Here is a 13,248-nt window from a genome sequence, read left to right on the forward strand (position 1 = left end):
TTTCATGCATCCCACTCCACGTCAAAGGTCGTGACCACGGCGCGGACCTGCGCCTCTGTCAGCGCGCGGGCACCCATCCCGCGCGTCATCATCGCCAGCCGGGCGGTGTCCTCCAGCTCCTCGATGGCGTTGCAGGCGGCCTCCACGTCCTTGCCCGCGACCACGGGGCCGTGGTTCGCCAGCATTACGGCCGAACGCCTGCCCGCCAGCCCGCGCACGGCCTGCCCCATGGCGGGATCGCCGGGCAGGAAGAAGGGCAGCAGCTTCACCCGCCCGAGCTTCATCAGCCCGTAGGGCGTCAGCGGCGGCAAAAAGTCGTCCTCGTCCACGTCGGTCATCATCGACAGCGCGACGGCGTGGCAGGAATGCAGATGGACCACCGCCCCCGCCGTGCCGCGCGTGTCGTAGAACGCCGTGTGCAGCGGCATCTCCTTTGTCGGCTTGTCACCGCCGATCAGCTGGCCCGATGCGTCGAAACGCGACAGCCGCGCCGGGTCGAGCCGCCCGAAGCTGGTGCCCGTGGGGGACACCAGAAGCCCGCCGTCCTCTGTCCGGGCGGAGATATTGCCGGTACTGCCGTGGGTCAGGCCGCGATCGAAAAGCGATTTGGCCAGCAGGCAGATCTCCTCGCGCAGGGCGGTGTCGGTCATGCGCGCTCCAATGCGTCGGTGAAGAAGGATGGTGCGCCGAAGTTGCCGGATTTCAGCGTCAGCGCCAGCCGGTGGCCCGCGCTGGTGCAGTAGGTCCAGGGCACGCCCGGCGCGATTTCCTGCCCGATGTCCAGCCTGTCGACGCCCAGAGCCTGCGTCACCGCGCCAGAAGTTTCGCCCCCCGCCACGACGATACGCCGGGCTCCCGCATCGCGCGCGGCCAGGGCGCAGGCTGCGAGCGCCTGTTCCACGATCTCGCCGGCGCGGGCGCGGCCAAGCGCCTCCTGCGCGCGGCGCACCGCGTCGGGGTCGGCGGTGGCGTAGATCAGCGGCGCGCGGTCGAGGTCCTGCGATGCCAGCCAGTCCAGCGCCGAGCCATGGCCATTCTCCGCCAGTGTCATCGGGTCGAGACGCAGCGCGGGTGCGCCGGTAGCGATGTATTGCGCAACCTGCGCGTTGGTCATGGCCGAACAGCTGCCCGAAAGCACCACCGCCGCCCGCGCGACCTGTGGCGGATCAAAGCGCGCGGCGTCCTCGCCCATGCCTCCGGCGGCGCGGTAGAGCGAAGGCAGCGGCATGGCGACAGCGCTGCCACCAGTCATCAGCGGCATGTCGCGGCAGGCTTCCGCGATCACTTCGAGGTCGCCGTTGGCGACGGCATCGACGACCACATGCGCCACGCCCTCCGTCCCGAGCGCCGCCAGCGCCGCGCGCACGGCATCCGCGCCCTGCGCCACCGTCAGCCGGTCGACCAGCCCGACGGGGCGCGTGACCTGCGGTTCCAGAAGGCGCATCAGGTTCGAGTCGCGCATCGGTGTCAGGGGGTGGTCCTTCATCGGGCTTTCCGCCAGCGGCTGCCGCCCGACAAAGAGGTTGCCCATGAAGATCGACCGCCCGTTTTCCGGAAAGGCGGGGCAGTAGATCGTCTGGTCGGTTCCAAGCGCCTGCATCAGCGCCTCCGCCACCGGGCCGATGTTGCCCTCGGGCGTGGAATCGAAGGTGGAGCAGTATTTCCAGAAAAACCGCTCGGCCCCGGCCTGCTTCAGCCAGTCGAGCGCGCGGCGGGTTTCCACTACGGCCTCCGCCACGGGAGCGGTGCGGCACTTCAGGGCGATGACCTCGAACGGGGCGGTGTCCGCGGGTGGCGCGTCCGGCACGCCCATGCGCAGCGACACCGGCAGGCCGGAACGCGCCAAGAGCCCGGCAAGGTCGGTCGCCCCGGTGAAATCATCCGCGATGCAGCCAAGGTAGGTTGTCATGGCTCAGCCCTCCGCGCCGGGCAGGGTCAGACCTGCGTTGCGGGCGTAGACCTTGGCAATGGCGGCGTCGTCCTCGCGACCCAGACCCATGCCCACGGCGACCATGTACTGTTGCAAAGCGGCGGCGGTGATCGGCGCGGAAAACCCCGCCTGTTTCGCCACGTCCAGAACGATGCCCAGATCCTTTGGCCAGATGTTCACCTGGCTTTTCGGGCTGTAATCGCCGTCGACGATGTGCGGCGCGCGGTTTTCCAGCATCCAGGACGTCCCGGCGCACTGGCTGATGACCTCCAGGAACTGCGCGGGCTCCACGCCCTGCGTCATGCCAAAGGTCATCGCTTCCGCCATGGTGGCGATATGCACGCCCGCCAGAAGCTGGTTCACCGCCTTCATGGCCGACCCCGGCCCGGCCTCCGCGCCCAGCTCAAAGACCGTCTGCGCGCAGGCGTCCAGCACGGGCCGCGCGGCGGCGAAGGCGTCGGGTGTCCCGGAGGCCATGATCGACAGCGCGCCTTGCGCCGCCTTGGCCGCGCCGCCCGAAATCGGTGCGTCGAGGTAGTGCACACCGCCTTGCGCGCAGCGTGCCTCCATCTCGCGGGCAAAGGCGGGCGGCACGGTGGCGCAGGCGATCACCACCGCGCCGGGTTCGAGCCCTGCCACCACGCCGTTGTCACCGAACAGGACCGCTTCGGTCTGCGCCGCGTTCAGTACGACGACCATCACGGCGTCCAGATCAGCGGGCAGCCCGCCCTCCTGCCCGCCCTCGGCGGCAAAGCGCGCCATGGCGCCCGCGTCGATGTCCACGCCCCAGGTTTCATGCCCGGCGCGCAGGCAGCTTTGCGCCATGCCATAGCCCATCGAGCCGAGCCCGATAACCGCTGTCCTGCTCATGTCTGTCTGTCCTTTTCTCCCAATCGGCGCGTCCTGTCCGCGCGCCGTCCCCGCCCTGCCTTAGCCTGTCCGGCGCGGCGATGACATACCCCTCGGTCCGATCCCGGACCCCGGGCAGGTGCGTTCATGCCTCGCTGCTGGCTGGCTGCGCCGCCCCGGTCCGCGCCGGGCCGAACCCCACGCTGTCGCGGCTGACGAATTCGCCGCTGATCAGCGCCTTTGTCGCCGGTTCCGGCGTAGTGGCGATCAGCATGTCGTCCAGGAGCCGGATCGCCATGGCGCCGATGCGGCGCTTGGGCACCTCGATGGTGCTGAGTGGCGGGTCACTCATGGCGCTCATGGGCAGGTTGTCGAATCCGACGATAGAGACGTCCCGTGGCACCTCCAGCCCGCGTTCGCGCAGCGCCTTCATGAATCCGAAGGCGATCATGTCGTTGGCACAGAAATAGGCTTCTGCCACGTCGCGCCCGGTCCCGAGCTGCGCCAGCCCGTCGCCGTAGGCGCCCTCCAGCGTCGAATCGACCGACAGCACATGCGCCTCGTCGACCTCCAGCCCCAGCGCGGCCATCCCGCGTGAAAAGGCCTCCCGCCGAAGCGCGAAGTTCGTCACCGCCGTGTGACTGCCCACCATGCCGATGCGGCGAAAGCCGCGCTCGGACAGGTGGCGGAGCACGGCGAAGACCGCCTGATCGTTGTCCATGTCGACAAAGTTCAGGTTCACCAGCGGGTGATAGGTGTCGATGAAAACCATGGGCAGCGGCGCCCGCGCGAGAAAGCGCACCTCATCCTCGTCCAGTTCCGTGCCCAGGATGACGGCCCCGCGCAGATCGCCCGTGCGCAGGGTTTCCGCCACGCGGTCGATTTCCACCCCCTCGAAGCTTTCCACTTGCAGTGAATAGTCGCGCCGCGTCGCTTCCCAGGACATGCCGTCGATGTAATCGGCGATGAAATGGCTGTGGTCCCGGTTCACCGTGTGGCCGTGCCGCGCGATCTTCAGAAAGCGCAGCGTGTTGACGGAATCGGGCTTCGTGCGCCCGCCCCTCGGGGTGTAGTTCATCTCCCGGACCGCGCTCAGGACGCGCTGTCGCGTGGCCTCCGAAATCTCGCCCTTGCCGTTCAGCACCAGCGAGGCCGTGGCCGCCGAGACCCCGGCGTGCTCGGCAACCTGCCGCAGGGTGACTGGCTTTTTCTCTTGTTTCGTCATGGGTTGTCCCGCGCCCTGTCCCGCTGGCCGTGTTTACTAAACATCTTCGTGATCGCTGCGGGACGCAAGCGGTAACGTCTTTGCGCCCGCAACGGAAATTCTGTTGAACGCGCCTGAATTGTTTGTTAACGATTTACTAAATTAAGATCAAGTTTACTAAAACCTTGGGAGGAGGGCATGCGTAAACTCGATGGCCGGCTGGCCATTTTGTCGATGCTCGTGGTGGTCCTCATGGTCACCGGCGGGCTGGTGTCCGGCGGCACTTACCTGTCGTTGTTCAACCTGCAATCCATGGCCACCCAGGTGCCGGAAATCGGCCTGCTGGCCATCGGCGTCATGCTCGCCATGTGCGCCGGCAACGGCGGCATCGACCTGTCGGGCATCGCGCTGGCGAACCTCGCGGGGGTGGCCTCCGGCCTCGTGATGACGCAGTTCATTCCGGTCTACGACGCGCCGTGGCTGTTCACCCTGTGCTTTACGCTGGGCGCCGTGGTCGTCGGCATCCTGGGCGGGCTGCTGAACGGGCTGATCATCTCGCGGCTGGGGATCACGCCGATCCTGTGCACGCTGGGCACGCAGATGCTGTTCACCGGGCTGGCGGTGGTCTTCTCCGACGGGCGTTCCGTCACTATCGGGTCGCCCGACCCGATGTATGAACTGGGCAATGGCGTCATCATGGGCGTGCCCTACAGTTTCCTGATATTTCTCGCCGTGGCGCTGGTGCTGGGCGCGGTGCTGCGCTTCACCCCTTTCGGGATGCGGCTGATGCTGACCGGCGCCAATGCCCGCGCCGCCGACTACAGCGGCTTTGCGAAACGCCGGATCTTTACCGTCACCTATACGCTGTCGGGTGCACTGGCGGGGCTGGCAGGCGTTATCATCGCCGCGCGCAATGTGAACGTGAAATGGGATTACGGCACCTCCTACCTGCTGATCGCGATCCTTGTCGCGGTCATGGCGGGGGTGCGGCCCGAGGGCGGCTCCGGGCGCATCGTCTGCGTCGTGCTCTCGGCCATCGTGCTGCAACTGCTGTCAAGCCTGCTCAACTTCATCGGCCTGTCGAACTTCGTCCGGGATTTCGCCTGGGGCGCGCTCTTGCTCGCGTTCCTCGCGGTGGGACGGTTCCAGCTGATCGAACGGCTGGCTGCGGGCATCGCTTCAGGGATCACTTCGGCGCGGGTCCCTCGCGCGTCGAAGGGCTGAATTCGAGGGACTTCCAGGGAGGAATGAACATGACGAAGACGTTTAAACTGGGGTGCGCCGCCGCGCTGATGATCTCTGCCGCGAGCGCCGCAATGGCCGAAGGCACCATCACCACGGTGGTCAAGATCAGCGGCATCCCGTGGTTCGACCGGATGGAAACCGGGGTGGAGAAGTTCGCCGAGGAAAACGCCGACATGACCATCAGCCAGGTCGGCCCGGCGCAGGCGGACAGTGCCCAGCAGTTGCAGATCGTGCAGGATCTGGTGGCCAAGGGCACCGACGCGCTGGCCGTGGTGCCGATGGACCCGGCAATCCTCGAAGGCATCTTCAAGCGCGCCATGGATCGCGGGACGATCATCGTGACGCACGAAGCCGACAATCAGATGAACACCATGGTCGACGTCGAAGCCTTCGACAACGCCGAATACGGTGCAGCCTTGAACGCGCGCCTGGCCGAATGCATGGGCGGCGAAGGCAAGTGGACGACCTTTGTCGGGTCGCTGGGCAGCCGGACGCACATGCAGTGGGTCGGTGCGGGCGAGGAAAACGCCAAGCAATTCCCCGGTATGGAACTGGTCGACCCCAACAACGAAAGCTTTGACGACGCCAACGGCACCTACGAGAAGGCCAAGGAGATCCTGCGCAAGCACCCTGACATCAAGGGCTTCCAGACCTCTGCGGGCAACGACGTGCTGGGCGTCGGCCGCGCCATCGAGGAGGCCGGCCTGACGGGCAAGGTCTGCCTCGTGGGGACCGGGCTGCCGAACCCCTCCGCCGCCTATCTTGACAGCGGCGCGATCACCGCGATTGGCTTCTGGGACCCGCAGAAGGCCGGCATGGCGATGAACGCCGTCGCCAAGATGCTGCTGGAAGGCAAGGAACTGACCGACGGAATGGACCTGGGCGTCGAGGGTTACAACAGTGTCACGCTGAAGGACGGCCCCGGCGTCGGCAAGCTCCTGATCGGCAACGGCATGGTTCTGGCCGACAAGGACACCTACAAGGACTACCTCTTCTGAGGCGGTCCGACTGAAGGCAGGGTCCGAAGACCCGATCCAAAGACCTCGGGGGCGCCCGCGTGCGCCCCCGTCCCGACCACCCAACCAGCCGAGACAGGGCCCGATACCCGTGACCCACAGCGATCCCACCGATCAGCCGTTCCTCGAACTGCGCGGCATCCACAAACGCTTTGGCGGCGTGCACGCGCTGCGCGGCGTCGACCTGACGCTCCGCGCGGGCGAGGCCTATCACCTGCTTGGCGAAAACGGCTGCGGCAAGAGCACCGTGATCAAGATCATGTCCGGCGCCCACGCCCCCAGCGAGGGCGAGATCATCCTCGACGGGCGCAGGCATTCCGAACTCAGCCCCATCATGGCGCTGGAGGCCGGGATCGAGACCGTCTACCAGGACCTTTCGCTGCTGCCGAACCTGACCGTTGCCGAAAACGTCGCGCTTGGCGAGCAGTTGGTCGCGGGGCACGGGCGGCTGCTGCGCTGGCTCGACCGCGCGCGCCTGTCCGAAACCGCGAAGAAGGCACTGCGCGAAGTCGGGCTGGAGCCGACGCGCGCCCTGCTGGGCACCCGCGTCTCTGATCTGCCGCTCGCTATCCGCCAGCGGGTTGCCATCGCCCGCGCCATCGCGCAGGACGCCCGGCTGGTCATCATGGACGAACCGACCACCTCGCTGACCCGGCACGAGGTCGAAACCCTGATCGAAGTCGTCGGCCGCCTGCGGGCGCAGAACGTCGCCGTGCTGTTCGTCACCCACAAGCTGGAGGAATGCTACCGCATCGGCGGGCAGGCCATCGTCTTCCGCGACGGTCTATGCGTGGCGCAGGGCCCCATCGCAGGCTACAGCCGTGCCGAACTGAGCGAGCTGATGACCGGCCGCGAGATCGAGGCGCGGCGCTACCGCGAAGGACACCCCGGCACGGCCGAGCTGATGCGGCTCGACAACCTCGGGTCCGGCGACGGCTTCCACGGCGTCACCGCCACCCTGCACGAAGGCGAGATCCTCGGTATCACCGGCCTGTCGGATTCGGGGCGCAACGAACTGGCGCTGGCGCTGGCGGGGCACCGCGAAATCACCGATGGCCGCATCGAGATGGACGGCGCACCAGTGCGGATCAACACCCCGGCGCAGTCCATCGCGCTGGGTATCGGCTATGTGCCGGAGGACCGCCTGGGCGAGGGGCTCTTTATCGAGAAGTCCATTCTCGACAACGAGGTGCCGCTGATCCTCGACCGCATCCTCGGGCCAATGGGCACCGTCAGTCGGACCAAGGCCCGCGCGGCGGCCAGGACCATCTCCGAGGACATGAAGCTGAACACGACAGACGTGGACCTGCCGGTGGGCGCCCTGTCGGGTGGCAACCAGCAGCGCGTGCTGATCGGTCGCTGGCTCAGCATCGCGCCGCGCGTGCTGGTGCTGCACGGGCCGACCGTCGGCGTCGACGTGGGATCGAAGGATACGATCTACCGCACCATTCAGGACATGGCGGAACGCGGCATCGGGCTGGTGATCGTCTCCGACGACCTGCCCGAACTGCTGCAGAACTGCGACCGGATCCTCGTGATGAACGGCGGGCGGGTCGTGGCGGAAACCGCGGGCGACACCGCCAGCGAAGACGACATCTACAGGGCGATGCTCGCCTCTCCGGCGGAGGCGGCGGAATGACCATGACACAATCCACGTTCGACAATCGCAACGCCGCCCCCCCGGCTGGCAGGCACCACCCGCGCGCCGGGCTGGCCGACACCTTCACCCGGCACCCGGAACTGGTCAGTCTCTGCCTGCTGGTGGCGATCTGCGTCGCGGTGGCGCTGATCAACCCGGCGTTCCTGTCGCCCACGTCGCTGATCGACATGGGCCGCGCGTCCGTCGTGACGGGGCTTTTCGCGCTCGGGGTGTTCTCCATCCTCGCGGCGGGAGGGATCGACGTCAGCTTTACCGCCATCGCGGCCTTTGCGATGTATTCGCTCACGCTGTTCGTGCTGAAGGTCGCGCCGGACCTGCCCATGGCGGCCATCCTCCTGATCGCGGTGGCCGGGGGCACGGCGCTGGGGGCCGTCAACGGCTGGCTGGTGCACGAACTGCGCGTCGCGGCGCTGATCGTCACAATCGGCACGCAATACCTGTTCCGGGGCATCCTGCTGGCCTTCATCGGCACCGTCTGGCTGATGGAGCTGCCGCCCCAGATGGTCGCCTTCGGCAAGGCGTCGATGCTGGACGTCACCACCGCCAACGGTGCCACCGTGACGCTGCCGTGGTATTTCCTCGTCTTCCCCGCCGCCGCGCTGCTGACCTGGGCGATCTTCAACCGCACACTCATGGGGCGCGCGATCTTTGCCACCGGGGGCAACCCGGAGGTCGCCGCGCGGCTGGGCTATGATCAGCGCACGGTGCACCTGTTCGTCTTTGCCTTCGCCGGCGGCCTCGCGGGGCTGGCGGGCATCGTGCATGTCTGCGCCAACCGCATGGCCAATCCCTTCGACCTCGTCGGCACCGAAATCGGCGTGATCGCCGCCGTGGTGCTGGGCGGCGCCCGGATCACCGGCGGCACCGGCTCCGTGCTGGGCACCGTGACCGGCGTGCTGCTGATCACTGTCGTCAACAACGTGCTTGTGCTGGTGGGTATTCCCTCCACCTGGCAGCGCGTGGTGGTCGGCGCCTTCATCCTTCTCGCCGCGGCCTTCTTCGTGACCCGCCGCGGCAAACTGCAATCCCGAAACCGGAAACCGAGCCCATGAAGAAGTTCCTCAACACGCCCGAAGCCTTTGTCGACGAGATGCTGGACGGCATCTATCGCGCCCACCCCCAGGTGACGCACACGGCGGGCGACCTGCGCTGCTACGTCACCGCCAACCCGGTGCCCGGCAAGGTCGGCATCGTCACCGGCGGCGGGTCGGGGCACCTGCCGACCTTCCTGGGCTACGTGGGCGACGGAATGATCGACGGTTGCGCGGTCGGCGGCGTCTTCCAGTCGCCCAGTTCCGACCAGATCCTCGAAGTCACGAAGCATGTCGACCAGGGCGCAGGGGTGCTTTACCTCTATGGCAATTACACCGGCGACATCATGAACTTCGACATGGCGGGAGAGCTGGCCGAGCTGGAGGACATCGCCACCGCCACGGTGGTCGGCAACGATGACGTGGCGTCCTCCGTCGTTGGCGAAGAGCACAAGCGTCGGGGCGTGGCGGGGATCTTCTTCCTCTACAAGGCGGCGGGCGCCGCAGCCGCGCAGATGCTGCCGCTGACCGAGGTCGCGCGCATCACGGACAAGGCCCGCGCCCGTACCCGCACCATGGGCGTGGCCCTGTCGCCCTGCATCGTGCCCGAAGTCGGCCGCCCCGGTTTCCAGATCGGTGAGAACGAGATGGAGATCGGCATGGGCATCCACGGCGAACCGGGCATCTCGCGCGAGCCGCTGCAACCCGCAGATACCGTGGTCGACAAGATGATGGAGCGGATTTTCGCGGAAACCGACTACAAAACCGGCGACGAGGTCGCGGTGCTGATCAACGGTCTTGGCGCCACGCCGCTGGAGGAACTCTATATCCTCTATCGCCGCGTCGCGATCCTGATGGAAGAGCGCGGCGTCACCATCCGCCACCGCTGGCTGGGCGAATTCGCCACTTCGATGGAGATGGCCGGGGCGTCGATCTCCGTGTTGCACCTCGATGACGAGCTCGAGCCGCTGATCGCCGCGCCGGTCAGCACGCCCTTCTTCACCCACGTCGGGGGCTGACCGCATGGCGCTGACCGCAGACCACACACGCGCCTTTTACACCGCATGGGCCGACCGCTTTGCCGCCGAACGCGAGGCACTGATCGCGCTGGACGGGCAGGTGGGCGACAGTGATCTCGGCATCACCATGTCAAAGGGTTTCGCTGCCGCCCGTGATGCCGTCGCCGCCGCGCCCGAGGCCGGGATCGCGGAGCAGATGAAACTGGCCGGGGGGGCGCTGGCGCGCGCCGCGCCCTCGACCATGGGCACGCTGATGGCCACCGGATTCCTGCGCGGGTTCAAGGCGCTGGATGGCGCGGACACCTTCGGAACCGGGCAGGCGGCGACCTTCTGGCGCGCCTTCGCGGAGGGCGTCGCGCAGCGCGGCAAGGCGCGGCCCGGCGACAAGACCGTGCTCGATGTGCTGGACCCGATCGCCACCGCGCTCGACGGCCGCGACGACCCGCTGGCCGACGCGCTGGAGGCAGCGACCGTGGCCGCCGGTCATGCGCTGGAAGCGACAAGGAACATGGTTGCGCAACACGGCAAGGCCGCTGCCTTTCAGGAAAAATCGCGCGGCCTGCCCGACGCGGGCGGCACGGTGGCGGTCATGCTGGTCGAGGTCATGCGGGACGTGGCCCGGCAGCTCTGACGGAAAGGAAAACACATGCAGTACAGGCAATTGGGGCGCAGCGGACTGAAGGTTTCGGCGCTCGCCATGGGCACCTTCACTTTTGGCGGCAAGGGCGATTTCGGCATGGTCGGCGCGCAAAGCGTCGCTGACGCCCGCGCGCTGGTGGATACCTGCCTCGACCACGGGATCACCCTGCTCGATACCGCCAACATGTATTCGACCGGGCTGGCAGAAGAGATCCTGGGCGAGGCGCTCGACGGGCGCCGTGACCGGGTGCTGATCTCGTCGAAGGCACGGATGCGCATCGGTGACGGCCCGAACGACGAAGGCGCCAGCCGCTGGCACCTGATCCGCGAATGCGAACGCAGCCTGAAACGCCTGCGCACCGACCACATCGATATCTATCACATCCACGAATGGGACGGGCTGACCCCGGTCGAAGAGACCATGGAAGCGCTCGACACGCTCACCCGGCAGGGCAAGATCCGCTATGCGGGGTGCTCCAATTACACCGGCTGGCAACTGTCAAAGGCGCTGGCAGCGGCGGACCGGCACAACCTCAAACGCTTTGTCACGCAGCAGATCCACTACACCGTCGAAGCGCGCGAGGCGGAATACGAACTCCTGCCGATCTCGCTTGATCAGGGGCTGGGCGTCACGATCTGGAGCCCGCTTGCCGCAGGCCTGCTGTCGGGCAAGCACACGCGCGACGGCTTTGCCGTGGGCAGCCGTCAGGCAAAGGGCTGGACCGAACCGCCTATCCGCGACTGGGACCGGCTGTGGGCCATCGTCGACGTGCTGAACGCCGTCGCCGCCGAGCACGAGGTCGAGGCGGCGCAGGTCGCGCTGGCCTGGCTGCTGACCCGCCCCGCGGTCGCCTCGCTCGTTGTGGGTGCCAGCCGCCCCGACCAGCTCGAGCGCAACCTTCGCGCATTGTCGCTGACGCTCAGCGCCGAGGATCTCGCCCGCATCGACACGGTCAGCCGCCCGCCGATGATCTATCCGCACTGGCATCAGGAACAGTTCGCCAAGGACCGTTTCGGCGGCCCGGAACGCGCGCTGCACGGCTGACCGGCGGAGGGGGGTCATGCCCCCTCGATCGCGCGCACCACGTCCGTCACGCTGGCGTCGCGGTATTCCGACACCGCGACGACGCGCCCCGTGGCACGCGGCGGCGTGACGCGGGTGGCGGTCCGGGCCGCTGTCTCGCACAGCGCGGCGATATCCACCACCGGCAGGCCCGCCGCGCGCAACCGCTCTGCCAGCGCCGCCCGCAAGGGGTTCACCGCGATGCCCGCCTCCGTCACCACGACATCGACGGTGTGCCCGGGCGTGGTGACGGTGCCGACCTCCGGCACGATCTTGGCGAATCCGGCGGCGGTCAGTCGTGTGGTGATGATCGCCAGCCGCGCGCCCGCAGCCGCATCCGCGTGCCCGCCCGAACCGCCGATGACCATGCCGCCCGCTTTAGTCGTGACATTGACGTTGAAACCGGCGTCGACCTCGGCCGCGCCCAGCACCACCGCATCGACCCGGTCCACCACCGCACCGCCGACATGTGGCCCGGCATAGGTCGCCGCGCTCATCATCTGGTGGCGCGGGTCGTCGCGATATGACGCCACCGCCTCCAGATCAAAGCACTGCACGTCCAACAGCCCGCGAAACAGCCCCGCGTTCAGCATTGCCACATGAAACCCGGTGATCCCCCCGGCACAGAAACTGCCGATGACGCCGCGCTCCGCCATCATCCGCCCCACGGCATCGGCCGTGGCCAGCGATACGCCGCCCGCCCCGGTCTGAAAGGAGAACCCCTCCGCCAGCAGGCCGCTTGCCGCGATCACCCCGGCGGCGTCATGGCCGATGCCACGGCTCACCGGGTCAGTGGCGGGCCGCGTGGTGCCGGAGGCGATGCCGCCCGCGTCGCCGATGCTGTCCACCGCGACGACGAAATCGACCTTGTCCTGGGCGATGTCGATGGCGGGGGCGGGGTAGGGCACCAGCGTATCGGTGACGGCGACGACGCTGCGGGCGATCGCCACATCGGTCAGCGGGTAGCCCAGCGTGCCGCAGGCGTTCCGTCCCACCCGGCCCGAAAGGTTGCCCATCTCATCGGCAGCGGGTGCCGCGACAAAGGCCGCGTCCACCACCAGTTCGCCCATGTCCAGCGCCCGCGCCCGCCCGCCGTGGGTGCGCAGTACCACCGGGTGTTGCAGCAGTCCCCGGCTGACCGCCGCGCCCACCGGCCCGGCGATGAAACTGGCCGACAGGCGTGCCACCGTGCCGTTGCGGATATGGTCGACCAACGGCGCGTGTACCGGAAAGATCGAGGTCGCCGCCACGTGCAGCCCTTTCAGCCCGCGCGCCGCGAGCCGGTCCAGAACGAGGTTCAGCACTCCGTCGCCGTCGCGCAGGTGATGGTGAAAGGACACCGTGTCGCCATCGCGCAGCCCGCAGGCCTTGATGGCGGAATCGATGTCGGGCAGGATCTTTGTCGTGCGGTCCCCGGCCTTCGCCGTGAGCGCATGCGGACGCAACCGACCGTAGCCTGCGACCTCCTTCGGAAGATCCCTCATTGCCGCCGCTCCTCCCGCCCCGTTCCTGCACCGCCCTCCAGCGGTTTGTCGGTCATCAGGGGAAGAAGGGCAATGGCCCCGGCCAATGCAAAAGCCTCCGGGCCTGCA

Annotated in this window: 12 protein-coding genes; 7 read left to right on the forward strand and 5 right to left on the reverse strand. The window is 67.7% G+C overall.

Annotated features, from left to right (window positions below):
• Positions 1-2: 2 nt before the first annotated feature.
• From otnC to J5474_RS20795, 4 genes are all read right to left on the reverse strand, one after another.
• Complete coding sequence (otnC, locus tag J5474_RS20780; RefSeq protein WP_209363698.1) at positions 3-650, reverse strand: 3-oxo-tetronate 4-phosphate decarboxylase; 648 nt, start codon at positions 648-650, stop codon at positions 3-5.
• Positions 647-1,909 (reverse strand): 3-oxo-tetronate kinase, encoded by a 1,263-nt coding sequence (gene otnK / locus J5474_RS20785; protein WP_209363701.1) that lies wholly within the window; start codon positions 1,907-1,909, stop codon positions 647-649. Before otnK ends, otnC begins: the two co-directional genes overlap by 4 nt.
• Positions 1,910-1,912: 3 nt before the next feature.
• Positions 1,913-2,800, reverse strand: coding sequence for an L-threonate dehydrogenase (ltnD, locus tag J5474_RS20790; protein WP_209363703.1), 888 nt, complete (start codon positions 2,798-2,800; stop codon positions 1,913-1,915).
• 124 nt (positions 2,801-2,924) lie between these two features.
• Positions 2,925-4,004 (reverse strand): LacI family DNA-binding transcriptional regulator, encoded by a 1,080-nt coding sequence (locus tag J5474_RS20795; protein ID WP_209363705.1) that lies wholly within the window; start codon positions 4,002-4,004, stop codon positions 2,925-2,927.
• A gap of 177 nt (positions 4,005-4,181) precedes the next feature.
• Between J5474_RS20795 and J5474_RS20800 the strand changes: the two genes are divergently transcribed.
• From J5474_RS20800 to J5474_RS20830, 7 genes are all read left to right on the forward strand, one after another.
• Positions 4,182-5,207 (forward strand): ABC transporter permease, encoded by a 1,026-nt coding sequence (locus J5474_RS20800; protein ID WP_209363707.1) that lies wholly within the window; start codon positions 4,182-4,184, stop codon positions 5,205-5,207.
• A gap of 29 nt (positions 5,208-5,236) precedes the next feature.
• Complete coding sequence (locus tag J5474_RS20805) at positions 5,237-6,226, forward strand: substrate-binding domain-containing protein (protein ID WP_209363709.1); 990 nt, start codon at positions 5,237-5,239, stop codon at positions 6,224-6,226.
• Positions 6,227-6,335: 109 nt separating this feature from the next.
• On the forward strand, positions 6,336-7,883 hold the full coding sequence (locus J5474_RS20810) for a sugar ABC transporter ATP-binding protein (RefSeq protein ID WP_209363711.1): 1,548 nt from the start codon (positions 6,336-6,338) through the stop codon (positions 7,881-7,883).
• Positions 7,880-8,956 carry an ABC transporter permease gene (locus J5474_RS20815; RefSeq protein WP_209363713.1) on the forward strand — a complete coding sequence of 359 codons (1,077 nt, stop codon included), beginning with the start codon at positions 7,880-7,882 and terminating at the stop codon, positions 8,954-8,956. Before J5474_RS20810 ends, J5474_RS20815 begins: the two co-directional genes overlap by 4 nt.
• The gene (locus J5474_RS20820; protein ID WP_209363715.1) at positions 8,953-9,954 is read left to right on the forward strand and encodes a dihydroxyacetone kinase subunit DhaK; all 1,002 of its coding nucleotides are present in this window, start codon (positions 8,953-8,955) and stop codon (positions 9,952-9,954) included. The genes J5474_RS20815 and J5474_RS20820 overlap by 4 nt, the downstream gene beginning before the upstream one ends.
• 4 nt (positions 9,955-9,958) lie before the next feature.
• Positions 9,959-10,585, forward strand: coding sequence for a dihydroxyacetone kinase subunit L (locus J5474_RS20825; protein ID WP_209363717.1), 627 nt, complete (start codon positions 9,959-9,961; stop codon positions 10,583-10,585).
• Positions 10,586-10,600: 15 nt separating this feature from the next.
• Complete coding sequence (locus J5474_RS20830; protein ID WP_209363719.1) at positions 10,601-11,638, forward strand: aldo/keto reductase; 1,038 nt, start codon at positions 10,601-10,603, stop codon at positions 11,636-11,638.
• Between the two features lie 14 nt (positions 11,639-11,652).
• Here the strand turns inward: J5474_RS20830 and J5474_RS20835 are convergent, their stop codons facing one another.
• Positions 11,653-13,140, reverse strand: a complete 1,488-nt coding sequence (locus tag J5474_RS20835; RefSeq protein WP_209363721.1) for a citrate lyase subunit alpha — start codon at positions 13,138-13,140, stop codon at positions 11,653-11,655.
• Between the last annotated feature and the right edge of the window lie 108 nt (positions 13,141-13,248).

It is taken from the genome of Sagittula salina (assembly GCF_017813235.1).
Taxonomy (GTDB): domain Bacteria; phylum Pseudomonadota; class Alphaproteobacteria; order Rhodobacterales; family Rhodobacteraceae; genus Sagittula; species Sagittula salina.